The 26,201-nt window shown below is 67.7% G+C and carries 23 protein-coding genes, 1 tRNA gene, 5 pseudogenes and 1 riboswitch; of the genes and pseudogenes, 17 read left to right on the top strand and 12 right to left on the bottom strand.

Annotation, left to right across the window (positions count from 1 at the left end; genetic code table 11):
* Nucleotides 1-20: 20 nt before the first annotated feature.
* From AB4112_RS15860 to AB4112_RS15850, 3 genes are read right to left on the bottom strand one after another with little or no spacing between them, the layout of a single operon-like run.
* Entirely contained in the window at nucleotides 21-776 is a 756-nt protein-coding gene (locus tag AB4112_RS15860) for a sugar phosphate isomerase/epimerase family protein (RefSeq protein WP_441720898.1), read from the bottom strand.
* Between the two features lie 9 nt (nucleotides 777-785).
* On the bottom strand, nucleotides 786-1,154 hold the full coding sequence (locus AB4112_RS15855; protein WP_441720895.1) for a VOC family protein: 369 nt from the start codon (nucleotides 1,152-1,154) through the stop codon (nucleotides 786-788).
* Nucleotides 1,155-1,163: 9 nt separating this feature from the next.
* On the bottom strand, nucleotides 1,164-2,222 hold the full coding sequence (locus AB4112_RS15850) for a glycosyltransferase (RefSeq protein ID WP_441720893.1): 1,059 nt from the start codon (nucleotides 2,220-2,222) through the stop codon (nucleotides 1,164-1,166).
* Between the two features lie 786 nt (nucleotides 2,223-3,008).
* Here AB4112_RS15850 and AB4112_RS15845 point away from each other — a divergent pair.
* Both AB4112_RS15845 and AB4112_RS15840 read left to right on the top strand, forming a co-directional pair.
* Nucleotides 3,009-3,146: pseudogene (locus AB4112_RS15845) on the top strand (hypothetical protein); the annotation flags it as partial.
* Nucleotides 3,147-3,177: 31 nt separating this feature from the next.
* Nucleotides 3,178-3,633, top strand: coding sequence for a hypothetical protein (locus tag AB4112_RS15840; protein WP_441721149.1), 456 nt, complete (start codon nucleotides 3,178-3,180; stop codon nucleotides 3,631-3,633).
* A 122-nt stretch (nucleotides 3,634-3,755) separates the two neighbouring features.
* On the opposite strand, the gene AB4112_RS15835 is transcribed toward AB4112_RS15840, so the two are convergent.
* Nucleotides 3,756-4,820: a tyrosine-type recombinase/integrase gene (locus AB4112_RS15835; protein WP_441720891.1), complete on the bottom strand. Its 1,065-nt coding sequence runs from the start codon at nucleotides 4,818-4,820 to the stop codon at nucleotides 3,756-3,758.
* Nucleotides 4,821-5,217: 397 nt separating this feature from the next.
* Here AB4112_RS15835 and AB4112_RS15830 point away from each other — a divergent pair, with 397 nt between their 5' ends.
* From AB4112_RS15830 to AB4112_RS15805, 6 genes are all read left to right on the top strand, one after another.
* Nucleotides 5,218-6,117: an ArdC family protein gene (locus tag AB4112_RS15830; protein ID WP_441720889.1), complete on the top strand. Its 900-nt coding sequence runs from the start codon at nucleotides 5,218-5,220 to the stop codon at nucleotides 6,115-6,117.
* A complete protein-coding gene (locus tag AB4112_RS15825) occupies nucleotides 6,108-6,503 on the top strand; it encodes a DUF2958 domain-containing protein (protein WP_441720887.1) in 396 nt (131 codons plus the stop codon). Before AB4112_RS15830 ends, AB4112_RS15825 begins: the two co-directional genes overlap by 10 nt.
* A gap of 47 nt (nucleotides 6,504-6,550) precedes the next feature.
* A complete protein-coding gene (locus tag AB4112_RS15820) occupies nucleotides 6,551-6,898 on the top strand; it encodes a hypothetical protein (RefSeq protein WP_441720885.1) in 348 nt (115 codons plus the stop codon).
* Entirely contained in the window at nucleotides 6,895-8,571 is a 1,677-nt protein-coding gene (locus AB4112_RS15815) for a ParB/RepB/Spo0J family partition protein (protein ID WP_441720883.1), read from the top strand. The genes AB4112_RS15820 and AB4112_RS15815 overlap by 4 nt, the downstream gene beginning before the upstream one ends.
* 377 nt (nucleotides 8,572-8,948) lie before the next feature.
* Entirely contained in the window at nucleotides 8,949-9,272 is a 324-nt protein-coding gene (locus AB4112_RS15810) for a DUF736 domain-containing protein (RefSeq protein ID WP_441720881.1), read from the top strand.
* Between the two features lie 284 nt (nucleotides 9,273-9,556).
* On the top strand, nucleotides 9,557-9,931 hold the full coding sequence (locus AB4112_RS15805) for a hypothetical protein (protein WP_441720879.1): 375 nt from the start codon (nucleotides 9,557-9,559) through the stop codon (nucleotides 9,929-9,931).
* A gap of 315 nt (nucleotides 9,932-10,246) precedes the next feature.
* Here the strand turns inward: AB4112_RS15805 and AB4112_RS15800 are convergent, their stop codons facing one another.
* Nucleotides 10,247-11,920, bottom strand: a complete 1,674-nt coding sequence (locus AB4112_RS15800) for a Na/Pi cotransporter family protein (protein ID WP_441720877.1) — start codon at nucleotides 11,918-11,920, stop codon at nucleotides 10,247-10,249.
* 539 nt (nucleotides 11,921-12,459) lie between these two features.
* Here AB4112_RS15800 and AB4112_RS15795 point away from each other — a divergent pair.
* From AB4112_RS15795 to AB4112_RS15765, 7 genes and pseudogenes are all read left to right on the top strand, one after another.
* Nucleotides 12,460-12,933 (top strand): hypothetical protein, encoded by a 474-nt coding sequence (locus AB4112_RS15795; protein WP_441720875.1) that lies wholly within the window; start codon nucleotides 12,460-12,462, stop codon nucleotides 12,931-12,933.
* Nucleotides 12,893-13,816: pseudogene (locus tag AB4112_RS15790) on the top strand (hypothetical protein). The gene AB4112_RS15795 and the pseudogene AB4112_RS15790 overlap by 41 nt, the downstream one beginning before the upstream one ends.
* A pseudogene (locus AB4112_RS15785) lies at nucleotides 13,717-14,013 on the top strand (phosphoketolase); the annotation flags it as partial. The pseudogenes AB4112_RS15790 and AB4112_RS15785, both read left to right, overlap by 100 nt.
* 169 nt (nucleotides 14,014-14,182) lie before the next feature.
* A pseudogene (locus AB4112_RS15780) lies at nucleotides 14,183-14,257 on the top strand (hypothetical protein); the annotation flags it as partial.
* Nucleotides 14,258-14,562: 305 nt separating this feature from the next.
* A complete protein-coding gene (locus AB4112_RS15775; protein ID WP_441720873.1) occupies nucleotides 14,563-14,868 on the top strand; it encodes a helix-turn-helix transcriptional regulator in 306 nt (101 codons plus the stop codon).
* Nucleotides 14,869-14,984: 116 nt separating this feature from the next.
* The gene (locus AB4112_RS15770) at nucleotides 14,985-15,158 is read left to right on the top strand and encodes a hypothetical protein (protein ID WP_441720871.1); all 174 of its coding nucleotides are present in this window, start codon (nucleotides 14,985-14,987) and stop codon (nucleotides 15,156-15,158) included.
* Nucleotides 15,159-15,177: 19 nt separating this feature from the next.
* Nucleotides 15,178-16,278 (top strand): annotated as a pseudogene (locus tag AB4112_RS15765) (recombinase family protein); the annotation flags it as partial.
* Nucleotides 16,279-16,797: 519 nt separating this feature from the next.
* On the opposite strand, the gene AB4112_RS15760 reads toward AB4112_RS15765, so the two are convergent.
* The 6 genes from AB4112_RS15760 to AB4112_RS15735 form a co-directional block, all read right to left on the bottom strand.
* Nucleotides 16,798-16,873 (bottom strand) — tRNA-Glu (locus AB4112_RS15760).
* A gap of 38 nt (nucleotides 16,874-16,911) precedes the next feature.
* Complete coding sequence (gene recJ / locus AB4112_RS15755; RefSeq protein WP_441720869.1) at nucleotides 16,912-18,723, bottom strand: single-stranded-DNA-specific exonuclease RecJ; 1,812 nt, start codon at nucleotides 18,721-18,723, stop codon at nucleotides 16,912-16,914.
* A gap of 10 nt (nucleotides 18,724-18,733) precedes the next feature.
* The gene (gene glpX, locus AB4112_RS15750) at nucleotides 18,734-19,705 is read right to left on the bottom strand and encodes a class II fructose-bisphosphatase (RefSeq protein WP_309792246.1); all 972 of its coding nucleotides are present in this window, start codon (nucleotides 19,703-19,705) and stop codon (nucleotides 18,734-18,736) included.
* Nucleotides 19,706-19,883: 178 nt separating this feature from the next.
* Nucleotides 19,884-21,176: a homoserine dehydrogenase gene (locus tag AB4112_RS15745; protein WP_441720867.1), complete on the bottom strand. Its 1,293-nt coding sequence runs from the start codon at nucleotides 21,174-21,176 to the stop codon at nucleotides 19,884-19,886.
* On the bottom strand, nucleotides 21,173-22,408 hold the full coding sequence (locus AB4112_RS15740) for an LL-diaminopimelate aminotransferase (RefSeq protein ID WP_309792055.1): 1,236 nt from the start codon (nucleotides 22,406-22,408) through the stop codon (nucleotides 21,173-21,175). Before AB4112_RS15740 ends, AB4112_RS15745 begins: the two co-directional genes overlap by 4 nt.
* A 45-nt stretch (nucleotides 22,409-22,453) precedes the next feature.
* Nucleotides 22,454-23,497, bottom strand: coding sequence for an OmpA family protein (locus AB4112_RS15735; protein ID WP_441720865.1), 1,044 nt, complete (start codon nucleotides 23,495-23,497; stop codon nucleotides 22,454-22,456).
* Nucleotides 23,498-23,636: 139 nt separating this feature from the next.
* On the opposite strand from AB4112_RS15735, the gene phaC reads away from it, so the two are divergent.
* Complete coding sequence (gene phaC, locus AB4112_RS15730; RefSeq protein WP_441720863.1) at nucleotides 23,637-25,460, top strand: class I poly(R)-hydroxyalkanoic acid synthase; 1,824 nt, start codon at nucleotides 23,637-23,639, stop codon at nucleotides 25,458-25,460.
* Nucleotides 25,461-25,484: 24 nt separating this feature from the next.
* Here phaC and AB4112_RS15725 read toward each other — a convergent pair whose 3' ends face one another.
* The gene (locus AB4112_RS15725; RefSeq protein ID WP_309792052.1) at nucleotides 25,485-25,763 is read right to left on the bottom strand and encodes a hypothetical protein; all 279 of its coding nucleotides are present in this window, start codon (nucleotides 25,761-25,763) and stop codon (nucleotides 25,485-25,487) included.
* A gap of 45 nt (nucleotides 25,764-25,808) precedes the next feature.
* Nucleotides 25,809-25,918, bottom strand: a riboswitch (SAM-I-IV-variant riboswitch).
* 68 nt (nucleotides 25,919-25,986) lie between these two features.
* On the opposite strand from AB4112_RS15725, the gene AB4112_RS15720 reads away from it, so the two are divergent.
* Nucleotides 25,987-26,193, top strand: coding sequence for a hypothetical protein (locus AB4112_RS15720; protein WP_309792051.1), 207 nt, complete (start codon nucleotides 25,987-25,989; stop codon nucleotides 26,191-26,193).
* Nucleotides 26,194-26,201: the final 8 nt, after the last annotated feature.

Below are 26,201 nucleotides of genomic sequence, written 5' to 3'. Positions count from 1 at the left end.
TAAAGGCGGGATTGTGTTGATCAGTTGCTGTAATGCGGTGCGGAGCGATGCGTCTCGATGTACGCCCTTGCAACCTTCAAAGCAGCGTCGGGATCGTACGGGTACTCTTCATGGTGTTCGACGGAGAGAATGCCCGAATATCTTCGGTCAGCGAGCAGACGCACCACTTTGTCGAGTTTGGCGACACCGTGTCCGTAAAGAGCGAATCCCAGTTCGTCAGTTCTGGAATTGTCCTCAAACTGGACGTGGTAGAGGCGATCAAAAAAGCCATCGATTGTCGTGACCGGGTCGAATCCGGCAGCGACAAGGTGGGAGATATCAATGTTGATGCCGATGGCTGGCGAGCTTTGCGCCAGCACCGAGCGCAACTGCTCGGGTCGCTCGAACCTTGGAGAATTCAGGTGATTCTCAACACAGAAGCGAAGGCCCGACTTCTCTGCTTCGGCGTCGAGAATTGCAAGCGTCTCCGGCGCGACGAAGTCGCCGTTGACCACCGTCGCGCCGAGAGCCCGACAAAAGCTGAAGAGATGCGGAATGCGATCGTTGTCCGTCGCCTGCACGTCGCCGGCGCAGTACGAAACGATGCTGAGGCCTCGGTCCGCCGCTTGCTGTCGCAGTTCCCCCGCTCGCTCCTCGCTCTGGTCCCGATAGTCGGCCTCGGCTCCCGGGTGGCGTGACCAAATTTCGAAATGATCGTAACCAGCAGCCTTGATGCGATCCATGGCCTCCGCGAGCGGCCGAGAATTGAAGCAGTACGAGATTGCGGCTACCTTCATGATACCCTCCTATGAATTGCGGCAGTAGATTTCGAGTGTCTTGCCGTTCGGGTCAGTTATGAACAACCCAACCGCGCCGTCATCGAATATTCGCTGCGCCCGAATTTCGATATTGCTCGAGCCAAGCCAGGTAATTGCCTTGCCAAGATCTGCGCGCTCGATCTCGAATGTTGTATGAGGCTCGTCCCCTGTCGGGCCGACGAAGCTCGAATGGAAGAAGGCGACGAGTTGATCTCCGAAGCGGAACCATGCCGAATTGTCATCTGATTCCGACAGGTCGAGGCCCAGAACGTCTCGATAGAATCGTATTGAGGCTTGCAGATCTGGAGTTTCGAACACGACCTCGGCGATACGCTTTATCGGTGGCATTGGCACCATCACGCTCCTTCAGCTGAGTAGAATCGCAACCTGGTGGGGATCGACGGGTGGCGGCACACGGCCAGAGGCCTCGGCCTCGTCAATGGATCGGCGACCCTTCGAGAAACCGCGCAAAAATGCGCGCGACTGAAGAAAATCGATGGCGGCGAAGGTAAGGGCTTCGAGCACGCTCGATCCGGTCCGACGCGCCTGGCCGAAAATCTGGATGGCGCGCCGCGACCTCGTCCGAACGCGGCGGAGGACCCCGTCCTCTACCGGAAAGGGCTTGAGCGCCCTGGTATCCATCTGGGAGATGGAGACATAGCCTGCGGCGCCCTGCCCATAGTTGTACCACTGCCGCAACAGCGCCTTTAGCGTCGACCGCTGCATGTGGTAGACAAATGCTGCGGCGTTGTACCGAAGGTGATACCCCTTGGCCCGCACGCGACCGCAGATCTCGTCGTCGTCGTACCCTGTCGGGATGCCAAGGCCTTCAAAGAAACTGAAGTGCTCCGAAAAGCCGCCTATTTCTTCAAGCAGTGAGCGTCGGAAGCAGGCATTGCACCCCAACAGAACGTCAACCTGCCCGTCATCGAGCTGGCTTTGCAGCTGATTGTCGAACTTTCGCGTATAACGGCCCACGAGTGTGGACGCGGTGTAAGGGAAACTAGGACCCCCGGCACCCATCGTGTCCGGATCCGTGAAAGACTGCCGAAGCGCCTGTAGCCAACCCAGCGAGGGCACGCAGTCGTCGTCAATGTAGGCGACCAGCCAACCCCGGGCCGCGCGCCACCCGATGTTGCGCGCAGTGACCAGGCCACGGTGACTGGCTCTTATGACCTGTATCGTTGGCCCATGGTCCGCAATCCGCATTGGAAGCGCTTGTTGGACCAGTGGCTCGTTGTTGCCGTCGTCGACGATGATGATCTCATAGTCGAGCTTGGAGATTGTCTGCGCCATCAGAGGCTCGAGGCAGGAGCGGAGCACCGGTGAGGAGCGCCCATAGGTACAGATAACGACGCTGATAGATGGGTGCTTCGGGCCAGCGCTGGGCGCTCCAGTAGCCTCGACGTGCGTGTCGATCGTCATCGGTGCTCCGACAGGTTATTGGCGTAGGCGGCCGACACCGGTGTCGGTCCTTGAGTCGCCGGTACGGATGGTAAGCAGTGGCGGATCGTGCCGCGTCGGAGTTCTGAGCATGGCCGGCGGAGCCGCTATTTGCAGAATATATTCCCCCTATAATCATGCTGCCCTGTTGACGCCGGGGGCATCCGGCGCTAGGCGCGCCGCGTCATCATCGATGGCCGGCGTATCCCCAGGAACAGCACCATGCGTAGCATTCGAAGAGTGCGCGTAAAAGTTGTGCGACTTTTGAGAAAATTTAGGATTCCAACGCTGCGTGCTTTGTCGGTAGCCGGCGATGCCTCGGTTGGATACAACTCCGGCGAGTGTGGCATTCACCAATTCCCGGTTTGGTGATGCCGGCGACACTGCGCTAGTCTGGCTATCGGGATGTGCCCAGCGGGCAGTAGCGGAATCCGTTGGCGTTATTATATTTCAAAATCTGCCATCTAGGCAGTGGAATAGGAGGGAGGATGTCTGCCAAATTCAGTGAGATTGACGCTGCTTCTTGGGATCAAGAGCCGTCGGCATATGATCGTGTTCCCACAGAGGCCGGAATAATGTCCCTGTGGTCATCGGTGCTTTTATGCAGTGGTGGGTGGTGCTGCTGGGCACGAGCAAGCGATTGTCATGGACCTTCGCAGAGGATCCCGGGCGTCAACCGCGTCCGATTCCGTCGGACCGGCTGACCGCCTCCAAGAATGCTTTGACGTTGGACTAACGCGGGACATGTGTTTGTAGGGATGTGTGGCAATGGCGATCACAAAAAGCCGGCCTTTGACTGCCGATTTGCGTTATCGTGCAATTAACCGAGAGTTTTCGCCGAATGATCCCATAGATATTCGAAAATTAGAGCGCGAGCTGGGCACGAGCACGATTCCAATTAGGGAGGCCTTGATCGAGCTCGCCAAAGAGGACCTTGTTGACTTCATTCCCGGTCGCGGATTTTTTGGGCGGGCAGTTGGTGTCGCCGAGCTGGTCGCCAGTTTTGAGCTGTTCGAATATTTTCTCGTGGACGCCGCAAATTTTTTTTGCCCATCCCACCCGGCTCGCCAGCCTCAAATTGGAGTATGAAAAGTCCAAGCGCGGCGTCTCCAGCGAACCGGCCGGCAAGAATGAAACACACTCCGCATTGGTAGACATTGTTGTGACGAACTATAAGCAACCGCATGGTGGTTATCTGCGCAATGTCAGCGACCGTGTTGAGGCGGTGACCGCAGCCGATTTTCGGGAACAGGGGAGAACTGGCGATCGCGCGACGTATATGCACACCTATATCGAACTTCTACTGGATGGAGACCTGAAGACGTTGCAAAAGGGAGTGAAGGAGTATTTCCGCTCGCGAAAGGACCGTCTGGTCATTGCGCTGAGTAGCTGAACTGGTTGTCGGTTCGGAAACTGTCGGCTCTGGAATGGGACCAATGACTCGATCTTCTCGCCTCCAGCTGATCCCGTGACGCTTTCCGCCCCAATTGCTCAGCGACAATCGACCTTGGACTGCTATTCGTCGCGCAGCAACGCCTCGGTAAAATTCCCCACCCACAGGCTAGAGTGCCGCCGGTAGCCCCGTGCGGTCGCCAGGCTCTTCCAGCGGCCATGCTCCATGGCGCGCTCAAGCGGCACGCCCTTGCGGTCGGCCGCGGTCATCATGCCGGCCCGCAGACTGTGCGCAGAAAACTCCCCCGCGTCCAACCCGGCCTGCCCAATCACCCGCTTGACCAGCAGCGCCACGGTGCGGCCGGCGATGGCGGGGTGGCGGCCGTCGCTCCCGGTCACCAGGTGGCCGCCACGATCGATCCGGCAGAACAGTGCCCCGGGCGCGTCGCCGCGGGCGCCGAGCCAGCTGCGCAACGCGGTCACGGCGCAGAGCGGCGAGCCGGGGACGGCGCGGATGCCGACCTCGGCGCCGTCGCGCTCCTGGTCGGTCTTGGACCCGGCCACGAACAGCACCAGGCCCTCGGCCGACAAGGTGGCATGGCGCAGGTCGAAGCCGGCGAGTTCGGAGCGGCGGAAGCCGCCGGCGAAGCCGGTCAGCAGCAGGGCACGGTCGCGCAGCCGCCTGGCCCGTTCGGGATCCGGGCCGTCGTCGGCCGGGATCAGCAGCATGGCGGCGCGCAGATTCTCCTCGAGCAGGGCGGCTTTTCGGGTCGGCCGGGCGCCCTTGGTCCGGCGCAGGCCCTTGATGAAGTCGTCGAAGCCGGCGAGATCGAGGTTCACGGGGTGGCCGAGGCGCTTGCGGATGGCCACCACGGCGGAGCGCCGCAACTCGATGGTGGCAAGCGACCGGGTCTCGGCCAGGGCGGTGAGGTGCAGCACCAGCCAGCGGCTGTCGGCACCCGCTGGGTTCAGGCCGAAGCGGAGGCACCACTCACTCCAGGCCCGCCAGGCCTTGCCATAGGCGAGCTTGGTGTTGGCAGAGGATGCGGCGCTCACCAGCTCGTCCGCCTTGGCGGCGAGCGCGCGGATCTCGGCGATCTGGATGTCGGTCAGGGCCATAGGCTCTGGGGTTTCGGCCGCGGCCACCGCGGGGGCCGACGCCTCTGCGATCACCAGGATGTCCGGCATTCTCCCCCCTGCCCTTCCAGGCGCCCTGCGGTCGTATGGTCGGCCGCCGGCGACGAGTCTAGCGCGCCAAATGGCTTCGCGCCACGCCGCAACGATCGATAATCCCCCTTAACGGGCTAATCTATATTTCGCAATTGACCGCAAGCCTCAACATTCAACGAAGTCTAAGCAGTATCCGATAGCAATATTGCACGATTACTGCCCCCGTCTGCGGGGTGGGCGTCGCGCCCTTGTGGGCCCGCCCGGGCCGGGCGCAACCCTCCGCTTCGCTTCGGGTCCTCCACTTCGTTCCGGCCTTCCGGTGCGTCCAGCCCTTGCTGGCGGGCCTCCCGGCCGCTTTTCGCCGCCCACCCCGCTATCCGGGGACGGGCGGTTTGGAGAGCCAAGGGAGAGGCCCATGCCCGCTGTCGAACGCCGCCCGGAACCCGACCGGCCGTCCCTCTATACCGAGGTGACCGGCCGCATCGTCCTTGAACTGGAGCAGGCCCGGGTGCCCTGGGTCCAGCCCTGGGGCCGGAGCCCCAGCCCTCTCGGCCTGCCCTGCAATGCCGCCTCGGGCCGCCGCTATTCCGGCATCAATATCCTGATTCTGTGGGATGCGGGGATCGCGGCCGGCTTCCCCTCGCACGACTGGCTGACCTATCGGCAGGCCATGGATCTCGGCGGTCATGTCCGCAAGGGCGAGCGCGGGACGACTGTGGTTTATGCCGACCGCTTCGTGCCCCGCGCCGAGCGTGAGCGCGCCGACCGGGAGGACGACGAGCCCGCCGGCGTGCCTTTCCTCAAGCGCTTCACCGTCTTCAACGCCGCCCAGTGCGACGGCCTGCCCGAGCGCATCGGAAGCGCCGTGCCGATGGTGCCAGAGGACGCCATCGTGCCCGAGGCCGATGCCCTGATCGAGGCGACCGGGGCCAATGTGCGCATCGGCGGCGACCGCGCCCTCTATGTCCCGAGCCTGGACTTCCTGCAGGTGCCGCCGCGCGCATCCTTCTTCGTGCCGATCAACTGGTATCGCACCTGTTTCCATGAGCTTGGCCACTGGACCGGCCATCCCTCGCGGCTCGACCGCGACTTCTCCGGCGTCTACGGCTCGGTCGCCTATGGCCGCGAGGAGTTGGTCGCCGAGATGGCCAGCGCCTTCGTCTGCGCCTCGCTCGGCATCGTCCCGACCGTTCGCCACGCCGATTATCTCGGTGCCTGGCTCGAGCTTCTGCGCGAGGACGTGCGCGCCATCTTCCGCGCCAGCCAAGCCAGCCGGGCCGCCGACCTGATCCTGGAGGCGGCGCCATGCTCCTGATTCCCGATCCCCTGCGCGAGCGGCTTGTCGCCAATTTCCGGGCCGGCCCCAGGCATGACCCCGTGCCGGTGGTGAAGCTCTATGCCCCCTGGGGCGTCGCCTGCTGGCTCATCACCGAACTGATGGATGACGGCAACACCCTCTTCGGCCTCTGCGATCTCGGCTTGGGCTGTCCCGAACTCGGATATGTCAGCTGGGCCGAGCTGGAGGCGTTGCGCGGCGCCCTCGGCCTCGGCATCCGGCGCGACGAGCGCTTCGCGCCGACCCGCCCTCTCTCGGTCTATGCCGGCGCCGCCCGGCTCTGGGGCTACGTCGTCGAGGACGAGGCGCTTCTCGCCGACGCCGTGCGCCACATGTCCCCGCCTCCGCCGGCTCCGGCCCGCTGAGCCCGTGCCGGCGCGGCCCATCCCGACATGCCCGAAGGAGAGACGCCATGACCGATCCAGTCGCCAGCATGGTCGATGCATTCGGCTGGGAGACCGGCGTCACCATGCCTCGCGATGTCGATCCCGACATCGCCCACCGCACGATTTCCAGGCTGCTGGAGAAAGGCATGGCCTTCTCCGTGCTCGCGACGGCGGACGGGATCCAGATCTTCACCCACGCCGATGCGTATTTCGAACGGTGCCTTCCCGATCGCGGACGGGACGGCAGATTCATCCCCCTTCCGCCCGACCTCGGGCGGTTGAGCCTGCGCCCGCTGGCGCAGCCCGGCCCCGTCCGGCGATCTTGCCGGATGGACGGACGGGGCCGGTTCACCCATCCCTCACGAGAAGGATGACCCTCACGGAACTGCTCCATATCCCCCTCGGCAAGCTCTATCCGTCGCCGCTGAACATGCGGCACGGCAAGGCCGAGCCGGACGTCTCGGACATCCTGCCGCTGGTCCGGGCGCGCGGCATCCTGGTGCCGCTCCTCGTCCGGCCGGACGGCGAGCGCTATGAGATCGTCGCCGGAAAGCGCCGCTACTTCGCGGCCCGGACGGTCGAGGCGGAAGCCGGCGAGATCGAGCCCCTGCCCTGCGGCGTGCTGGCGCCGGGCGACGACGCCGCCGCCATCGAAGCCTCGATGATCGAGAACATGGCCCGGCTCGATCCGGACGGGATGACCCAGCATGAGGCTATGGTCCGGCTCATCCGGGCGGGCCGCAGCATCGTCCAGATCGCCGCCACCTTCGGCCTCACCGAGACGATGGTGAAGCAGCGCCTCGCACTGGGCAACCTGCTGCCCCGGCTGCGCGACCTCTACCGCCGGCAGGAGATCGATGCCGAGACCATCCGCCACCTGACCATGGCGCCGAAGGGCAAGCAGCGCGAATGGCTGGCGCTGTTCGACGATCCGAAGCAGTGGACGCCGACCGGGCTCCAGGCCAAGCGCTGGCTGTTCGGGGGGCAGGCGATCCCGGTCGCGGCGGCGCTCTTCCCGCTCGACGGCTACCCCGGCCGGATCGTCTCCGACCTGTTCCGGGAGGAGCGCTACTTCACCGACCCGGAGGCCTTCTGGCCGCTCCAGAGCGCGGCGATCGCCGCCCGGCGCGATGCCCTCCTCGGCCAGGGCTGGACGGCCGTCGAGGTGCTGGAGACGGGCCGCCACTTCGCGCAATGGGAGCATGAGCGCGTGCCGAAGGCGAAGGGGGACAAGGTCTTCATCACCGTCTCGCACCAGGGCGAGATCGAACTGCACGAGGGCTGGCTCACCCGCAAGGAAGCCCGCCGCCTGCGGCCGAAGGAGGACGCGGAGAAGCGGGAATCTGTGGCACGGCCGGAGGTCAGCCGGGCGCTCCGGCGCTATCTCGATCTGCACCGGCATGCTGCCGTGCGGGCGGCCCTGCCCGGCCATCCGGGCATCGCGCTGCGGCTGCTCCTGGCGCATGTCATTGCGCCTTCGGGCCACTGGCAGGTGGAGCGCGAAGGCCAGGAGGCGCCGAACGAGGCTGTCGCCGCGAGCCTCGACGGCAGCACGTCGGAGGCGAGGTTCGCGACCGAACGCCGGGCGGTGCTGGAGCGGCTCGGTCGCGCCGGGGATGACACGCTCGCCACCGGGCGGTTCGCGGGCGAGGACGCCACCGCCGCCGCGTTCGAGGCGCTGGCGGCGCTCTCCGACGAGGAGGTGATGCGCATCCTCGCCGTCGCCATCGGCGAGACGCTCGCCGCCGGCGGCGCAGTCATCGATGCGGCCGGCACCAGCCTCGGCGTCCGCATGGCCGAAGCCTGGCAGGCCGACGATGCCTTCTTCGATCTTGTCCGCGACCGCGAGGCGGTGGACGCGATCCTGGCCGAGGTTGCCGGCCGGGCCGTGGCCGATGCGAACCTCTCGGCGACGCTCAAGGTCCGCAAGACCATCGTCCGCGACTGCATTGAGGGTGCCAACGGGCGCGAGAAGGTCGAGGGCTGGACGCCCGCCTGGATGGCCTTCCCGGCCCGGTCCTACACCGATCGCGGCGCCCACGCCTGAGGACGCTGATGCAGGGGCGGCGCTGCCGTCCCTGCCCTTCCTGGCCGCTCCCGCCCCGCGCGGGAGCGGTCTTTTGCTGCGCCATGCCGCCGGCAGCGAAGGCCCGCGTTGCCCGGCCGGCATCGTGTCTCCGCTGTCCGGCCGGGGCCTGTCCCGTCGCGGCTGGCTTTGGACCTACGGGCGGCTGCGGCCGGCCCCAAGCCCTCCCGGACCGGTTTTCTCCCCGCCGCCTGCGGCGGCTCCTCGCGCCCGCTTCGCTCCACAAAACCGGTCCGTCCAGGCCCTTCGGCCCTTCGGGTTGGCCCCGCCCACCGCCGCCCGTTTCGGTCCGCCATCGCGGCGGGACAGGCCCCGCGACATTCAGAAGGAGAAACGCCATGCCCGCGATCGGCCACGTCACCAAGCTCGCCACCGGCGGCTACAAGGGCCAGGTCAAGACCCTCTCCATCCGCGCCGAGATCGACATCGTCCCCAACAGCTCGAAGTCCGGCGACACCCAGCCCGACTTCCGCGTCCTCACCCAGGGCGTCGACATCGGCGCCGGCTGGATCCGCACCGGCGAGGCCTCCGGCAAGCCCTATGTCAGCCTCTCCCTCGCCGCCCCCGAGTTCGGCCCCCGCAAGCTCTACGCCAATCTCGGCCGCGCCGCCGGACAGGACGATCCCGATGTCTTCGCCCTGATCTGGAACCCGATAGACTAAACCTCGGCCCGCCGCCCTCGCACCTCGCGGGGGCGGCTTTCTCGCCAGGAATCGCGGCTCCGGCCGACAGAGCCGCCACCCAGCGGCACCGCCGTGACAGGGGCTTCGTCTCGGTCCTCCCATCCTACCAGCCGGAGGCGAAGCCTCCGTCAAGGATGCGCGGCCCCCCCGAGATGCTTCGCATCTCGGCTCCCCCGCGCCCCGCTCCGCGGCGCCTTCGGCGTCCCTGACGGAGCCTCCGCCGGCTGCTCCCGGGACACGTCCTCGACGAGGAGGACGGCTCAATGACGGAGGATCCGATGTGCTCTTTCGACCATCCGCATGCTTCGTTCGACCGCTTCCCGGAGCTCGTCCGCGACCTCGAACTCGAGTTCGGACCGGACGGACTCGATGCCGTGGTCGAGCGCTTCGTCGAGGCCGAGCTGGGCGAGTTCGTCTGGGACGGACGCATCGCCGAACGCGATCTCGGAGCCTATGAGAGCTTCGACGATGACGAGTTCGAGGGCTCGGAACGGGTGCGGACCTTGAGCATCTTCCGCGGCCGATATCGCGTCGCGACCTGCATCGTCGACCGCTTCCGCAGGCTTCAGATGATGCTCGTCATCGATGATTTCGACGACCTTCCGAGCGCGGAATTCGCCTTCCGAAACCGCGCTTGAGAGGCCCGATCAAGGTCCCGGAGAGCGGTCGAAACGGCCGCCCGCTCTCCGGGTTCAGGCGCCTGGAGACCGATAGATTGGATTTGAGGGATCGCAGATGGGCAGGCTTGGGGCGGCGAGGGTCGGGAAAGGCGGCGGGAGGGCAAGATGAAACACCGGCACCACCTCTGCGAGGCGGCGCCGTAAGTGTCTGCCTGCACATCCTTATTTGGCGCCTCGGCATGGTGCCGAGGCGTGAAGCCCGGCACCGTCGCGGCACTATGCTCCGAGCGGTCTTTCCAGCCCCAGCGCAGGCGGCTCGTCCGGACGCGGGCGTCAACCTGACGGCCGGGGCGCCTCGATGCCACGCCGCGCCGGCCTCTCGCCTCCCGCCGCATCGAGGACCGAATAGCCGACCGCGGCGATGTGGGAGTTGATGCGCTTGGTGTCCCGGAGGATGTCGAGATGCAGCGCGCTGGTCTCAACACTCTCCGGCCGGCCTTCTCGCAGCCGCTTGAAGTGCGCGTCTGTGGCCTGGCGCTCGAGCTCGCGGAACACTTCTTTCTCGGCGATCAGCTTGGCGGCGGCATGGACATCGCCGGTCATGAACACGGCGATGGCGAGCTTCAGGTTCCCGAGCAGGCGCTCGCACATGGCGTGGATCTCACCTGTCCCCTCCGGCGAGAAGGTCAGGCGGAAGCGGATCCTCTTTGTCGCCAGCTCCATCAGATTCTTGTCGATGATGTCGCCGATGTGCTCGAGGTTGATGGCGAAGCTAAGCACATCGGAGTAGCGGCGGCTGGCCTCCTCGTCGAAGCCGTCGCGGCTGATTTTGGTCAGGTACAGCTTGATGGCGCGGTACAGGCTGTCGACGTCGTCGTCCATCCGGCTGATCTCGGCGACGCGCTTGCGATCGTCGATCCGGAAGGCGTCGATCACGCCGCACAGCATCGTCTCGACGAGGTCAGCCATTCGCAGTGTCTCGCGAGCGGCGTTGGCCAGGGCGAGGTGCGGGTCGGACAATGTGCTTTCGTCGAGATGGAGCGGCGTGCCCGGATCCCGGCCCACGGCCGGCGGGTCCGGCAGCAAGCGCTCTAGGAGTCGCGCGGTCGCCGGCAGGACGATGAAGAAGGGGATGGCGAGCACAAGATTGAACGCCGCGTGGAAATTGGCGGCCAGGCGCGTCGGATCGGCTTCGAGCCGGAGCAGCAGCTCTATGATCGGGGTTGCCAGCGGCAGCGCGATGACGACGCCGGTGACACGGGTCAGGAGGTTGCCGACCGGCAGCCGCCGGGCAGCCGGGCTGCCGCTGCCCACGCCTTCCAGCACCGGGTTGATGGCGCTGCCGAGATTGGCCCCGAGCACGAGCGCGATCACTGCTTCCGGCGGGATCACGCCGGCGCCGGCCAGGGACATGACCAGGAGGACGACGGCGACCGAAGAGTGGGCCGCCCAGGCCAGGACCGCGGCGATCAGCACGCCGAGAACCGGGGCCGAGGCGACGACACTGAACACCGCGCGCGACGCCGGCATCTGGGCCGCCGGCTCGATCGTCACCACCAGCAGGTGCAGGGCCAGGAGGATCAGGCCGAGGCCGATCCAGACCCGGCCGAGATCGCGGGTCCGGGTGCGGCCGCCGCGCTTGAAAGCGATGACGCCGACCAGGACGAGAATGGGCGCGATCAGCGAGATCCTGAAGGAGAGGATCTGCACGATCAGGGTCGTGCCGACATTGGCGCCGAGCATCACCGCGAGCGCCGGGGCCAAGCCGATCACGCCCGAGGCGACGAAGGAGGTCGCCATCAGCCCGGTGGCGGTGCTGCTCTGCAATGCCGCGGTCACCCCGAGCCCGACGAGGAAGGCGTTGGCGCGGTAGCGCAGGCTTGCCCCCAGCACCCGCCGCAGGTCGGAGCCGAAGGCTCGCAATACCCCGGTCGAGATCATATGCACGCCCCACAGCAGTAGCGCCACATGCCCTGCCAGCGTCAGGAGGGTCAGCGTGCCGGTCATGCGGCCCCCAGGAACAACGCGGGTCACCATCAGTCGGGAATGAAGGGATCCCGGACCTTAGGATGCGGGCCATGCGGGCAATGGTGCGCAATCGTCAATGCGGTGGCGAATTCGAGACAGTGGGCTATTCGCCGACGACCTCCTTTCTCGTTACTGGATTCCCTTGGTCCTCGCCTTCGCCGGATGCGGGGTTGCGCATCGATCACCTGCGGCTTCCTCCGACTGCTGACCAATGGTGTCCGCAGCGTCGATCTGCTCGACCAGACACTGGTCGGGACAGAGCTGATCGCCGCTGCTTCTTCAGGAACGCCTTTGGTCGCGTCACAGACGACCACCCAGGCGTCATCGTGCGGGCGATGTGCGGTCATGGCCTATGCCCGGGTCGAAGGCCTCCACCACAGCCGAATGCCATCGGCCTTGACGTGGATCAGGACACCGATCGCCGGCCTCGTACTTGATCAGGATCAAAGCGTCGGCGGTGAGCCCTCTCACCATCCGGACACATGTGCCTCCGAAATGCCCCAGGAAAAGGTACGCCGATGTCCTTTGAAGACGTTCTCGTTCATGTCAGTGCCGCCGAGACGCCGGCACTCGCTGCGGCGATCCGCCTGGCGCGCCGCCACGATGCCAGGCTGATCGGTCTCGGCGTCAAGGGTTGTGCGGATCTCGGCATGTACGGCATCGAACCGATTCCGCCATCTATCGCCGAAGCCTTCGAGGAAGCCGCGGCTGCGGAGCTGGAAGCGGCCAAATCGCGCTTCGACAAAGCCGTCGAGCAACACGGCTACCCCGGCAGATCAGAATGGCGCTGCGAGCGTGGCATCCTGGTGGAGAGCATCGGGTTCAATGGGGCGTTATACCGACGTGATCGTCGTCGACCAGACCAATCCCAGCCACGATCCCCGCCGTTCGGGCTTCTGGCGGAACTCGCGCTCGGCAGCGGTCGTCCGGTCATGATCATAGGGCGGCGAGCTGGGCTATGCCCTGGCCCATGCCTATGGCGCCGCCTTTGACAATCCGGAGCTGATCGTCGCCTGCGTCATCGACGATGGCAAGGCCGAGACCGGGCCCCTCGTCGCCTCCTGGCACTCCAACAAGTTCCTCAATCCGAGGACCGACGGCGCGGTGCTGCCGATCCTGCATCTGAACGGCTACAAGATCGCCAACCCGACCATTCTCGGCCGGATGACCGACGAGTCGCTGCTGCGGCTGTTCAAGGGCTTCGGCTACGAGCCGTATTTCGTCGAGGGCTCGGATCCGGCGCCGACGCATCAGGCCATGGCCGCCACCCTCGACATCGTGATCGGCCGGATCCGCGAGATCCGGACCGGCACTCAGGCCGACGGCATGCCCTGGCCGCCCTGGCCGATGATCATCTTGCGCACGCCGAAGGGCTGGACCGGGCCGAAGGAGGTCGACGGGCTGAAGACCGAGGGTTTCGGGCGGTAGCACCAGATGCCGCTGTCCGGCTTGGTCGACAAGCCGGAACACCTCGCCCAGCTCGAGGCCTGGATGCGCAGCTACCGGCTGGAGGAGCTGTTCGACGACACCGGCCGGCTGCTACCGGAGCTGCAGGCGCTGGCGCCGCAGGGCGATCGGCGCATGGGCGCCAACCCGCATGCCAATGGCGGGCGGCTGCGCCGGGAGCTGGAGGTTCCCGATTACCGGAGCTTCGCCCTTGAGGTGCCGGAGCCCGGCGGCAGCCATGGCGAGGCGACGAGGGCGATGGGCCAGCTGCTGCGCGATGTCATCCGGCAGAACCCGGAGACCTTCCGGCTGATGGGACCAGACGAACCATGTCCAACCGCCTCGACGCCGTGTTCGAGGTGGCTGACCGGGCGTGGATGGAGGACATCCTGCCCGAGGGCTTCCACCTGGCGCATGAGGGCCGGGTGATGGAGGTGCTGAGCGAGCATCTGTGCCAGGGCTGGCTGGAAGGCTACCTGCTGACAGGCCGGCACGGCCTGTTCTCCTGCTACGAGGCCTTCATCCACATCGTGGATTCGATGGTCAATCAGCACGCCAAGTGGCTGAAGGTCACCCGCGAGCTGGAATGGCGGCAGCCGATCTCGTCGCTGAACTACCACGACGGCTTCAGCCACCGAGACCCGGGCTTCATCGACCATGTCGTCAACAAGAAGGCGGATATCGTTCCATCTATCTGCCGCCGGACGCCCACACGCTGCCGTGGGTTACCGACCACATCCTGCACACCTATGACCGGATCAACGTCGTCGTCGCGGGCAAGGAGCCGTCGCCGCAATGGACCAAGCCGCCGCCCATTGCCGAGCCGGCATCGGCCGCTGGGGTTGGGCCAGCAACGAGGGCGACGGCGACCCCGACGTGGTCCCTTTTCTGCCAATCGTCCTGCCAGGCATCCAGCTCGGAATGGAGAGTCCGCCACTCCTTCCACAGATCAAGGACCGGGTCGGAGCTGGCGCCGCTGCGTCAGGCGTCAGCCGCGCCAATCGGCAGGACGGTCACGCCGCCAAGCTGGTCGCGGCGGCTGAGCGCATGCAAAGTCATGGTATCATCGGAATCAGCCATGATCCGGCTCCTTGCTGCTAGATTGTGGTCGGGCTGGGCGAGGTGTGCCACCACCTCGCCCCGGCCGCCTCTAGGGTCAATGAGGTTAAAGTTTCATGACCGTAGCTGATCACAATGACCAACATCAATCAAAAAGACGTGTTATGGTGCCCGACAATGAAATATCTGTTGAGCAGTGCCGGGGCGCTCGCGCCATGCTCGGATGGAGGCAGACCAAACTCGCTGAAGAAGCGCGTGTTGCTCGGCAGACGATCGTTGACTTCGAGCGGGGTGCGCGTACCCCGTTCCCCAACAATAAGGCTGCAATCCGAGCTGCCTTGGAGGCGGCTGGAATCGAGTTCATCCCGGAGAACGGGGGCGGTCCCGGCGTGCGGCTGAAGAAGCCAAGCTCCGGCATCTAGAGCGCCTCTGCCGCCGGCAACCCGCTTATCCCGCCTCGGTCGGCCTCGGCGCGTTGATCCGCCCGCGTGGCGGGCGCAGATCTTGTCTCCTGGAGCCACTGTCCTGGAGCGGAGCGATGCCGGAGGACACGGACCGGAGAGAGCAGCTGAGCCCGGCTCCCCCCGAGGCGCACCATCCGGAGTTGATCGTTGTGGACGATTGGCCGGAGATTGTGCCGGTCACCGAGGCAGAGCTGCAGGTGTTCGAGGCCTATTTCGGAGGCTTCCTTGACGAGATCTTAAGCCGGTGATCCAGGAGAGAGTACCGACATGACCACATCAGCACGGAACGCACACGGCAACACTCTGCGTGCCGCGCTCTACCTCCGTGTTTCCACCGGGCGACAGGCCGAAAGCGATCTGTCGATCCCCGATCAGCGCCGTCAGGCCGAGGCCTATTGCCGCCTCAAAGGTTGGCAGCTGGTGGCAGAATATGTCGAGCCGGGCCTGTCGGCGACGGACGACCGGCGCCCGGAATTCCAGCGCCTCATCGATGCCGCGTGCTCCAAGCCGCCGGCCTTCGACATCATCGTCGTCCACTCCTTCTCGCGCTTCTTCCGGGACCAGTTCCAGCTGGAGTTCTATGTCCGGAAGCTCGTCAAGAACAACGTCCGGCTCATCTCGATCACCCAGGAGCTCGGCGACGATCCGATGAGCAACATGATCCGGCAGATCATGGCGCTATTCGACGAGTACCAGTCGAAGGAGAACGGCAAGCACACGCTGCGCGCGATGAAGGAAAATGCGCGCCAGGGTTATTGGAACGGCGCCCGTCCGCCGATCGGCTACCGCATCGTCGCCGCCGAGCAGCGCGGGCAGAAGGTCAAGAAGAAGCTCGAGATCGATCCCCTCCACGCCGACACCGTGCGCCTGATCTTCCGACTGGCCCTCCAGGGGGACGGGGAGAGCGGTCCGATGGGGATCAAGTCGATCACCATCCATCTCAATGAGCGCGGCATCCGTACCCGCGACGGCGGCCGCTGGGGCATCGCCTCGGTCCACAAGGTCCTCACCAATACGAGCTATATCGGCCGGCACCGCTTTAACAAGCTCAACTTCAAGACCAGGGTCCCGAAGGCGGAGGACGAGATCGTTGAGATCGCGGTCCCTCCGATCGTGACCGAGGAGGAGTTCGATGCAGTCCAGAAGCTCCTGCGGTCACGCAGCCCACAATGGAGGGCGCCGCGTCTGGTCAGCAGTCCGACCCTGCTGACCGGCGTCTGCTTCTGTGGGAGCTGCGGCGGGCCAATGACGCTGCGCACCGGGAAGTACAACCAATACCGCTATTACACCTGCTCGACGGCGGCCCGCCAAGGAAAACAGGGCTGCCGGGGCCAAAGCGTGCGGATGGACAAGCTCGACCACGTGGTGGTCGACCATTTGGAATGGCGGCTGCTGGACCCCCGCCGCCTCCATGAAATCCTGAGACACCTTCTGGAGCGGCGTGAGGAATGGATCGAACGCCGCCGCGGCCATGTTGCCGAGTTGCGCAAGCGGACAACGGAAGCAGAAGCGAAGCTGAAGCGCCTCTATCAGGCAATCGAAAACGGCATCGCCGACCTGAGCGACCCGGCTCTAAAGGACCGGCTGGCGGAGTTGGCTGCGATCCGCGATCAGGCGCGGACCGATGCCGACCGCATGGCCGCACTCGTCGACGGGGTCGGCGCCACGATCACCCCGGAGGTCCTGCGGCGATTCGCCCAGGCGGCGCGGCGCAGGCTGCGGAATGGAGACGGAACATTCAAGCGCGATCATCTCCGCGCGCTGGCGCAGCGCGTCGACGTCATCGACGGACGAGAGATCCGAATTACAGGCTCGAAAACCGCACTGCTGCGCACCCTTGCCGCTTCGCCCAGCGCGGGCCCAGAGGTACTTAGTTTTGTACCGAAGTGGCGACCCCTACGGGATTCGAACCCGTGTTACCGCCGTGAAAGGGCGGTGTCCTAGGCCTCTAGACGAAGGGGTCGGCGCGGCGCAGAGACCTAGCCGTAGCAGCGCCGGAAATCAAGCGCTTTCCGCCCAGACCGGCGCCACATCCTCGATGAACAGCTGCACCCGCAGGGTGCCGTTCCAGCGATCGAGCCTGAGCGTGCCGGCGACATGCACCAGCGCGTCGCGGCGCAGCAGCGCTTGGCCCACCGGCTGGTCGGCGCAGCGGAAGGCGATCGCCCGCAGCCGGCCATTGTCCGGCCCGACCAGGGTGCAGGCGACATGGCCGCCGCTGCCGACCACCGAGGCCGCCACCACCCGCACCCGCGGCAGGGCGAAGCGCGGCTCCGGGTTGCCGGCGCCGTAGGGCCCCAGCTTGGCCAGGGTCTCGGCCAGGCCGACCGTCGCCGCCTCGACCACCAGCGTGCCGTCGAGCTCGACCACCGGCACCATCGGCGCGTTGCTTTGGCCGTGGATGTGGCCGGAGAGGAAGTCGTGCAGCTCGGCGATCAGATCCTGCCGCACGGTGAAGCCCGCCGCCATGCGGTGGCCGCCGCCGGAGAGCAGGAGGCCGGCCTGGCGCGCCGCGATCACCGCGGCGCCGAGGTCGATCCCCGGCACCGAACGGCCCGAAGCCTTGCCGATGCCGCCCTCGAAACCCACCACGCAGGCGGGCCGGCCGTAGCGTTCGCGCAGCCGCCCGGCGACGATGCCGACCACGCCGGGATGCCACCCCTCGCCCGCGACCAGGATCATCGGGCCGGCGCCGGCCGCCTCAGCTTGCGCGATCGCCCGGGCCATCACGTCGGCCTCGACCGTCTTGCGGTCGACATTGTGCTCGTCGAGCAGCGCCGCGATCCGGGTCGCCTCCTCCCGGTCCTCGGTGGCCAGCAGCCGGGCGCCGAGATCGGCCCGGCCGATGCGGCCGCCGGCATTGATCCGCGGCCCCAGCAGGTAGCCGGCGTGATAGGCGTCGACCGTCTCGGTCACCCGCGCCACATCGGCCAGGGCGGCGAGGCCGATGTTGCGGCGCTGGGCCATCACCTTCAGCCCCTGCCCCACCAAAGCCCGGTTCAGCCCGGTCAGCGGGACCACGTCGCAGATGGTGCCGAGCGCGACCAGGTCGAGCAGCGCCATCAAATCCGGCTCCGCCCGGTTCGCGAACAGGCCGGCGCGGCGCAGCACGCGGTTCAGCGCCACCAGCGCCAGGAAGACCACACCGCAGGCGGCGAGCTGGCCGAGGCCGGGATCCTGGTCGAGGCGGTTGGGGTTGACCACCGCCGCCACCCTGGGCAGCCGCGGCTCGGCGGTGTGGTGGTCGATGACCACGACGTCGAGCCCGCTGCCCATGGCGCCTTCCAGCGCCTCGAAGGCGGTGGTGCCGCAATCGACGGTCACCACCAGCCCGGCGCCGCCGGCGCGCAGCTTCTCCAACGCCTGGGCGTTGGGGCCGTAGCCTTCGGCGATGCGGTCGGGAATGTGGATCTGCGGCTCGACCCCGACCGCGCGGAGATAGCGGGTCAGGAGGGCGGTGGAGGTGGCGCCGTCGACGTCGTAGTCGCCGAAGATGGCGATGCCCTCGCCCGAAGTCACCGCCCGGGCGATGCGGTCGGCGGCGCGGTCCATGTCGCGCAGCACCAAGGGATCGGGCAGCAGCGCCCGCAGGGTCGGATTGAGGAAATCCTTCGCGTCGTCCAGGCCGATGCCGCGTGCCGCCAGCACCCGGGCCACGATCTCGGGCAGGGCATGGCGCTGGGCCAGCGCCAGCGCCAGCCGGTCATCCGCGGCACGGCCGATCCAGCGCGCGCCCTTGGCCGAACTCTCGACGCCGAACAGCGCCGGCGCCGGGAATTCGGGAGAGGGCGCGGCCACGGCCGCCCCGGTCATGGCTTCGACGTCACCCGCCGATGAACTCGAAGCCGGTCTTGCGGCGGAAATTGTGCGTCGCCTCGATCGTCCGCACCGTGCCGCTCTTCGACCGCATGATGATCGAATGGGTGATGGCCCCGCCCGGGATGAGGCGGACGCCGCGCAGCATCGGGCCCGAGGTCACGCCGGTGGCCGCGAACATCACGTCGCCGCCGGCCAGGTCCATCAGCCCGTAGACGCGGCTGAAATCCTCGATGCCCTGGCGCTTCGCCCGCTCCCGCTCGTCGTCGTTGCGGAACAGCAGGCGGCCCTGCATCTGGCCGCCGATGCAGCGCAGCGCCGCGGCCGCCAGCACGCCCTCGGGCGCGCCGCCGGTGCCGAGATAGAGGTCGACGCCCGTGCCGGCCTCGGCCGTCGCGATCACGCCGGAGACGTCGCCGTCGGAGATCAGCATGATCCGGGCCCCGGCCTCGCGGATCCGGGTGATCAGCTCCTGGTGGCGCGGCCGGTCGAGCACGCAGACCACGAGGTCGGAGACGTCGACCCGCTTGGCCAGGGCCAGCGCCTTGAGGTTCTGCGCCGGGGTGGCGTCGATGTCGATCAGGTCCTTCGGCAGGTCGCCGCCGACCGCGATCTTGTCCATGTAGACGTCGGGCGCCTTGAGGAAGCCGCCCTTGTTCGCCATGGCGATGACCGCCAGCGCGTTGGGGCCGCCCTTGGCGGTGATGGTGGTGCCTTCCAGCGGGTCGAGCGCGATGTCGATCTCCGGGCCCTCACCGGTGCCGACCTTCTCACCGATGTAGAGCATCGGCGCCTCGTCGCGCTCACCTTCGCCGATCACCACCTCGCCGTCGATGGCGAGGCTGTTCAGCGCCTGGCGCATCGCGTCGACCGCGGCCTGGTCGGCCTGGCGCTCGTCGCCGCGGCCCATCAGGCGCGAGGCGGAGAGGGCTGCGGCTTCCGTCACCCGCACCACCTCGAGCGCGAGGTTGCGGTCCATCACCTGGGTCTTGGCTTCCGGCCGTTTCATCGTCTCTCGGATCCTCTTGCCTCGTCCGCGTCATCGCCACCATCCGAGGCCCTGGGGGCTGCGGCTTGGTTCGGCGAGGACCGGCACCGTTCTATTCTAGTCAGCGACGGGTGTACCAAGCTTCCGTGACGCTCGGCACGCGGGATGATCACAGGTCTTCAATGCGGATGACATGCGGCGGTTCCAGCACCGCGTCGAGCGAACCGATGGTGGCCAGCAGGCGGTTCATCGCCGCCTCGTCGGTCTCATGGGTGATGATCACCAGCGGCACCGCGTCGCCCGGCGACCGGCCGCGCTGCAGCAGGCTTTCCACCGAGATCTGCTGGTCGCGCATGGCGGCGGCGACGTCGGCGATCACGCCGGGCCGGTCCACCACCATCAGGCGGAGGTAGTAGGCGCCGCGGCGATGGTCCATCGCCACGATGGGTGCGGCCTCAAGCCGCGCCGCCGGGATGCCCAGCGCCGGTACCCGCAGGCCGCGGGCGAGATCGACCAGGTCGGCCACCACCGCCGACGCGGTCGGGCCGGCGCCGGCGCCGCGGCCGGTCATCATCACCTGGCCGACGAAGTCGCCCTGCGCCACCACGGCGTTGAACACGCCCTCGACATGGGCGATCGGCGAGGCCGCGGCCACCATGCAGGGATGCACCCGCAGCGACAGCCCCTCGGTCGTGCGCCGGGCAATGCCGAGCAGCTTGATGCGGTAGCCCAGCTCCTCGGCATAGGCGATGTCGAGCGCCGAGACGTGGCGGATGCCCTCGATGTGCAGGTCGTCGAACTCGACCCGGGCGTTGAAGGCCAGGGCCGCCAGCACCGCCAGCTTGTGCGCCGCGTCGACGCCGTCGACGTCGAAGCTGGGGTCGGCCTCGGCGTAGCCCAGCTTCTGCGCCTCGGCCAGGACCTCCGCGAACTCCCGGCCGGTCGTCCGCATCTCGGTCAGGATGTAGTTGCAGGTGCCGTTGAGGATGCCGAAGACGCCGTCGATGCGGTTGGCGGCCAGGCCCTCGCGCAGCCCCTTGATCGCCGGGATGCCGCCGGCCACCGCCGCCTCGAAGGCCAGGCCGACGCCGGCCTCCTCGGCCTGGGCGGCCAGCGCCGGGCCGCGCAGGGCCAGCAGCGCCTTGTTGGCGGTGACCACCGACTTGCCATGGGCGATCGCGGTCTCGCACACCGTCCGGGCGACGCCGTCGGCCCCGCCGATCAGCTCGACCACCACATCGATTTCGGGATCGGCGGCCAGGGCCACCGCGTCGTCGTACCAGCGCACCCCGTCGAGCGGGATGCCGCGGTCGCGGTGGCGGTCGCGGGCCGAGACCGCTGCGACGACGATGCGCCGGCCGCTGCGCTGGGCCAGCAGGTCCGCATTGGCCTGCAGCAGGCGCAGCACGCCGCCGCCGACCGTGCCGAGGCCGGCGATGCCGATGCGAAGCACGGGGGTCACGACACCGCCTTAAGGCCGGGCTTCAGGCTGGCCGGCTCCGGGTCGTTGCGGCGCCGGCTGAGGAAGGTCTTGATGTTCTTGCAGGCCTGCCGGATGCGCTGGTGGTTCTCGACCAGGGCGATGCGGACATGGCCGTCGCCGTATTCGCCGAAGCCGACGCCCGGCGCGACCGCGACCCCGGCCTCCTCCAGCAGCAGCTTGGAGAAGGCGAGCGAGCCGATCTTGGCGAAGGGCTCCGGAATCTGCGCCCAGACGAACATGCTGGCCTCGGGCTTCTCCACCGCCCAGCCGGCGGCGCGCAGGCCGTCGACCAGGGTGTCGCGGCGCAGGCGGTAGCGCGCCCGCATTTCGTCGACGAAATCCTGCGGCCCGTTGATCGCCGCCGTCGCCGCCACCTGCAACGGGGTGAAGGCGCCGTAGTCGACATAGGACTTCACCCGCGCCAGGGCGGCGATCAGGCGCTTGTTGCCGGCGGCGAAGCCGATGCGCCAGCCGGCCATCGAGTACGTCTTGCTCAGCGACGTGAACTCGACCGCGATGTCGCGCGCCTCGGGGATCGCCAGGATCGAGGGCGGCGGCGCGGTGTCGAAATAGATCTCGGCATAGGCCAGGTCAGACAGGATCCAGATGCCGTGCTGGCGGCAGAACTCGACGATCGGCCGGTAGAAGTCGAGGTCGACCACCTCGGCGGTCGGGTTCGACGGGTAGTTCAGCACCAGCGCGGTCGGCTTCGGCACGCTGTGCCGCACCGCACGCTCCAGCACCTCGAGGAAGCTGCCCCCGGGCGCGATCGGCGGCAGCGACCGCACCGAGGCGCCGGCGATGATGAAGCCGAACATGTGGATCGGGTAGCTGGGGTTCGGCACCAGGATGATGTCGCCCGGGCTGGTGATGGCCTGGGCCAGGTTGGCCAGCCCTTCCTTCGACCCGATGGTGACGACGATCTCGCTCTCGGGGTCGAGGTCGACGCCGAAGCGGCGCTGGTAGTAGGCGGCCTGGGCGCGGCGCAGCCCAGGAATGCCGCGCGAGGTCGAATAGCCGTGGCTGCGCGGGTTCTGCGCCGCCTCGGCCAGCTTCTCGATGACATGCTTCGGCGGCGGCCCGTCCGGGTTGCCCATGCCGAGGTCGATGATGTCTTCGCCCCGAGCTCGCGCCGCCGCCTTCATCGCGTTCACCTCGGCGAACACATAGGGCGGCAGGCGCTTGATTCGGTGGAAGTCCTGGTCGGTCATCGACGTATCCCCCCGACGCCCATGTCGGGGCGTCCGGTGCGTGGCTTAGTTGGCGAGGTAGATTTCGACGCGGGCGGCCTGCTCGTCGGTGATGTTCGCCCGGGTGTCGGCCGAACCGCCGGTGACGATGCGGGCCGGGTCGACGCCGGCGGCGCGCAGGGCCGCGGCCACCGCTTCGGCCCGCGCCTTGGCCTGGGCCGCGCCGTCACCCGCGCCGTAGCCGACGACGCGCAGCTTCGGGCTCTGCGCCGTCTTGGCGACGGTCTCGACGGTGCTGTTGCCGGCGGCCGGCATGGTCGTGCTGCCGCTGTCGAACTTGACCGTGCCGACCACCCGGTTGTTGAAGCTGAAGGCCGGCTTCGATTCCGCCGGGGCCGGGGCGGTGCCCGCCGCCTTGTTGCCGAAGCTCAAGGCACCCGGCGCGCCGGAGGCGGCACGGTCGGCCTCGAGCTGGTTGCGCACCGCCGCCCGCTCTTCCGGCGTCGGCAGGTTCTCGGGCTTCTCGGGCACGCTGCCGAGATTGGGATAGGTCTGCGGCGAGGCCGGGCGCGGCATCGCCTCCATCGCCGACGGGGCGGCGGTGGCGCGGCGCTGGCCGAAGGTCAGGGGCGCCACGGTGCCGGTGGGCTGCTGGGCCGGCTGCTGCTGGGCCTGCTGCTGCGCCGCGGCCTGGCGCTGCTGGGCCTCGAAGGCGGCCTGGCGCTGGGCGTTCAGCTGCGCCTGGCGCTGCTGCTGCTGGGCCTGCTGCCCTGCCCGCTGCTGCGCCTGGGCCTGCTGCATCGCCGCGCGGTCGGCGTCGGTCTGGGCCAGCAGCGGCACCTGATAGGTCTTGGTGTTCGCCGTCTGCTCGGTCCCGAGCGGCCCGCCGACGCTGGGCACCGGCGGTGCCTCGGCTGGTCCGAGCGGCGTGACCTCGGCGGTCTCGGCCTTCGGGACGGAGGATTGCACATCGCCCGCATAGGGCGTGCCGTCGAACAGGCGACCGCCGCAGCCTGCCAGAGCGAGGCCGAGGACAGTGGCGGCGACGACGCCCCGGGCCGGAAGCCGGGGGCGGGCGGAGACGATCGAGAGAGGGACGGTGCGACGCATGGGCACGTGCCTAGCACACTTCGTTGAAAGGGTGGACTGGAAAGAGGATGGCCGTGCAAAGTGGCGGATAAGCGGCGTTCGACCCGTTGAAACGGTCGCATCGGGCAGCGCCGCAGATCCGCAGGGGAGACCGCCGTCCATGACCGAACGCGTCCGCGCCGGCTCCGACCCGGCCAAGCCCGGCCCGGCCGCAGCGCAAGCCCCCACCGCCGATCCGGCCGAACTCGGCCGCCGCATGATGGAGATCGCCGACCGCAGTTCGCGCCTGGTCACGGCCTTCCTGGAGAAGCAGCGCCACGGCGAGACGCCGGAGATCGACCCGCTGAACATCGGCTCGGCCTTCCTGGCGATGACCAAGCGGATGATGAGCGACCCGACCCGGTTGCTGCAGACCCAGATGTCGCTGTGGCAGGACTACGCCACGCTGTGGAGCCGCACCACCCAGCGCCTGATGGGCCAGGAGGCCGAGCCGCTGGTGACGGCGGAGAAGGGCGACAAGCGCTTCAAGGACCCGGCCTGGAACGAGGTCGCGGTGTTCGACTTCATCAAGCAGTCCTACCTGCTGACCGCGCGCTGGCTGCAGGGGTCGGTGCGCGAGGTCGAGGGGCTGGACGCCAAGACCGCCAAGAAGGTCGATTTCTACACCCGCCAGTTCATCGACGCGATGGCGCCCTCGAACTTCGTCGCCACCAACCCCGAGGTGCTGCGCAGCACCCTGGAGTCGCGCGGCGAGAACCTGGTCAAGGGGCTGGAGAACATGCTGGCCGACCTGGAGCGCGGCCGCGGCGAGCTGGCGATCAGCATGACCGACCGCGACGCCTTCGAGATCGGCCGCAACATCGCCCTGACCCCGGGCAAGGTGGTGTTCGAGACCGAGCTGATGCAGCTGATCCAGTACCACCCGGCCACCGAGACGGTGGCGCGGCGGCCGCTGCTGGTGATCCCCCCCTGGATCAACAAATTCTACATCCTGGACCTCAAGCCGCAGAACAGCCTGATCCGCTGGGCGGTCGAGCAGGGCCACACCGTCTTCGTGATCTCCTGGGTCAACCCCGACGGCCGGCTGGCGGGCAAGAGCTTCGCCGACTACATGCTGGAGGGGCCGCTGGCGGCGCTGGGCGCGATCGAGCAGGCGACCGGCGAGCGCGAGGTCAACGCCGTCGGCTACTGCCTGGGCGGCACGCTCTTGGCCAGCACCCTGGCCTGGATGACGGCCAAGGGCGACGACCGCATCAAGAGCGCCACCTACCTGACCACCCTGACCGACTTCACCGATCCCGGGGAGCTCGGCATCTTCGTCGACGAGGAGCAGCTGCAGGCGATCGAGGCGCGGATGGCCGGCAAGGGCTATCTCGAGGGCGGGGCGATGGCGTCGACCTTCAACCTGCTGCGCGCCAACGACCTGATCTGGTCCTTCGTGGTCAACAACTACCTCCTGGGCAAGGACCCCTTCCCCTTCGACCTCCTGTACTGGAACAGCGACACCACCCGCATGCCGGCGGCGATGCACAGCTTCTACCTGCGCAACATGTACCAGGAGAACCGGCTGGCGCAGCCGGGCGGGATCAGCCTGGCCGGGGTGCCGATCGACCTCGGCACCATCAAGACCCCGACCTTCATGCTGTCGACGCGCGAGGACCACATCGCGCCCTGGGCCTCGACCTATGCCGCGACCCAGCTGTTCGGCGGGCCGGTGCGGTTCTGCCTCAGCGCCTCCGGCCACATCGCCGGGGTGGTCAACCCGCCGGCGGCGAAGAAGTACAGCCATTGGGTCAACACCCGCACGCCGAAGAGCCCCGAGGCCTGGCTGAAGGCGGCCACGGCGGTGGAGGGGTCGTGGTGGCCGGAATGGCAGAAATGGGTGGCCCGCCACGCCGGCGGCCAGGTCCCGGCCCGCCAGCCCGGCGACGGCAAACTGACCCCGATCGAAGACGCCCCCGGCCGCTACGTCCGGGCGGCCTGAAAGGCCGTCGCGATCCGCGACGGCTTACGCCGCCAGCTCCGCCGCCACACCATAGGCCCGCCGCAGGTCGCCCAGGCGGTCGCCCGGCAGCACGCGGTCGAGATGGATTTCCGGGCGCACCGCGGCGCGGGCGATGACGACGCGGTAGAGATGGGTCCACAGCCCGGCGCCGCGATGGACCACGCCGTAGAGGATCTCGCGCCGGTCGGGGTCGTGGCGGCCGGGACAGGGGCGCTCGTCGAGCCGTTCGACGGTGTCTTCGGGGCCGGCGAGCGGGATCTCGGCGGGGCTGATCTCGGACATTTAAAAACCCTCCATCGCGGTTGCGAGGAGGGCTGACGCGCGGCTTTCGACCCGTTTGTTTGCCGGTCTGGCCGCATCGCCCCTCTTGCGAGGAGCCACCACCTTGCCCGGGAGGCAGGTTGGCGTGGGCGTCAGCCCAGCTCTGGATGCGGGATCGGGTTTAACGCGGCGCCCGGCGATGCGCAAGAGGGATCGGCGACGCACTGTCCCGACCTGCAAACACATGCTCCCGGAGATCGATCCGGTGCTGGACCCTGATGTGCTGGACCGCCCGCTGGGCGAGGCCGCGGCCCGGCTGTGCCGGCAGCTGGGCATCGAACCCGACTGGAGCCCCTGGGCGGAGGAGGACTGGGCGGAGGCCGAGGCCCGGGACAAGCCGCCGGGGTCACCCTATGCCGGACAGCGACGCGCAGGGCCGGAGACGGGGTAAAGGGCGGA

Origin of the sequence: Inquilinus sp. 2KB_23 (genome assembly GCF_052115705.1) — a bacterium.
GTDB classification, from domain to species: Bacteria; Pseudomonadota; Alphaproteobacteria; order DSM-16000; family Inquilinaceae; genus Inquilinus; species Inquilinus ginsengisoli_A.
Note: the sequence above shows the minus strand (reverse complement) of the source record. Positions and strands in the feature narration are given on the sequence as shown.

Coding starts and splice junctions, on each gene's coding strand:
- AB4112_RS15820 (WP_441720885.1), top strand. CDS start 6,551: ATGACCGATCCAGTCGCCAGCATGGTCGATGCATTCGGCTGGGAGACC.
- AB4112_RS15815 (WP_441720883.1), top strand. CDS start 6,895: ATGACCCTCACGGAACTGCTCCATATCCCCCTCGGCAAGCTCTATCCG.
- AB4112_RS15835 (WP_441720891.1), bottom strand. CDS start 4,820: ATGCCGGACATCCTGGTGATCGCAGAGGCGTCGGCCCCCGCGGTGGCC.
- AB4112_RS15775 (WP_441720873.1), top strand. CDS start 14,563: ATGACCGTAGCTGATCACAATGACCAACATCAATCAAAAAGACGTGTT.
- AB4112_RS15810 (WP_441720881.1), top strand. CDS start 8,949: ATGCCCGCGATCGGCCACGTCACCAAGCTCGCCACCGGCGGCTACAAG.
- glpX (WP_309792246.1), bottom strand. CDS start 19,705: ATGGACCGCAACCTCGCGCTCGAGGTGGTGCGGGTGACGGAAGCCGCA.
- AB4112_RS15740 (WP_309792055.1), bottom strand. CDS start 22,408: ATGACCGACCAGGACTTCCACCGAATCAAGCGCCTGCCGCCCTATGTG.
- AB4112_RS15800 (WP_441720877.1), bottom strand. CDS start 11,920: ATGACCGGCACGCTGACCCTCCTGACGCTGGCAGGGCATGTGGCGCTA.
- phaC (WP_441720863.1), top strand. CDS start 23,637: ATGACCGAACGCGTCCGCGCCGGCTCCGACCCGGCCAAGCCCGGCCCG.
- AB4112_RS15735 (WP_441720865.1), bottom strand. CDS start 23,497: ATGCGTCGCACCGTCCCTCTCTCGATCGTCTCCGCCCGCCCCCGGCTT.
- AB4112_RS15855 (WP_441720895.1), bottom strand. CDS start 1,154: ATGGTGCCAATGCCACCGATAAAGCGTATCGCCGAGGTCGTGTTCGAA.
- AB4112_RS15830 (WP_441720889.1), top strand. CDS start 5,218: ATGCCCGCTGTCGAACGCCGCCCGGAACCCGACCGGCCGTCCCTCTAT.
- AB4112_RS15860 (WP_441720898.1), bottom strand. CDS start 776: ATGAAGGTAGCCGCAATCTCGTACTGCTTCAATTCTCGGCCGCTCGCG.
- recJ (WP_441720869.1), bottom strand. CDS start 18,723: ATGACCGGGGCGGCCGTGGCCGCGCCCTCTCCCGAATTCCCGGCGCCG.
- AB4112_RS15805 (WP_441720879.1), top strand. CDS start 9,557: ATGACGGAGGATCCGATGTGCTCTTTCGACCATCCGCATGCTTCGTTC.
- AB4112_RS15825 (WP_441720887.1), top strand. CDS start 6,108: ATGCTCCTGATTCCCGATCCCCTGCGCGAGCGGCTTGTCGCCAATTTC.
- AB4112_RS15850 (WP_441720893.1), bottom strand. CDS start 2,222: ATGACGATCGACACGCACGTCGAGGCTACTGGAGCGCCCAGCGCTGGC.
- AB4112_RS15720 (WP_309792051.1), top strand. CDS start 25,987: ATGCTCCCGGAGATCGATCCGGTGCTGGACCCTGATGTGCTGGACCGC.
- AB4112_RS15795 (WP_441720875.1), top strand. CDS start 12,460: ATGTCCTTTGAAGACGTTCTCGTTCATGTCAGTGCCGCCGAGACGCCG.
- AB4112_RS15770 (WP_441720871.1), top strand. CDS start 14,985: ATGCCGGAGGACACGGACCGGAGAGAGCAGCTGAGCCCGGCTCCCCCC.
- AB4112_RS15725 (WP_309792052.1), bottom strand. CDS start 25,763: ATGTCCGAGATCAGCCCCGCCGAGATCCCGCTCGCCGGCCCCGAAGAC.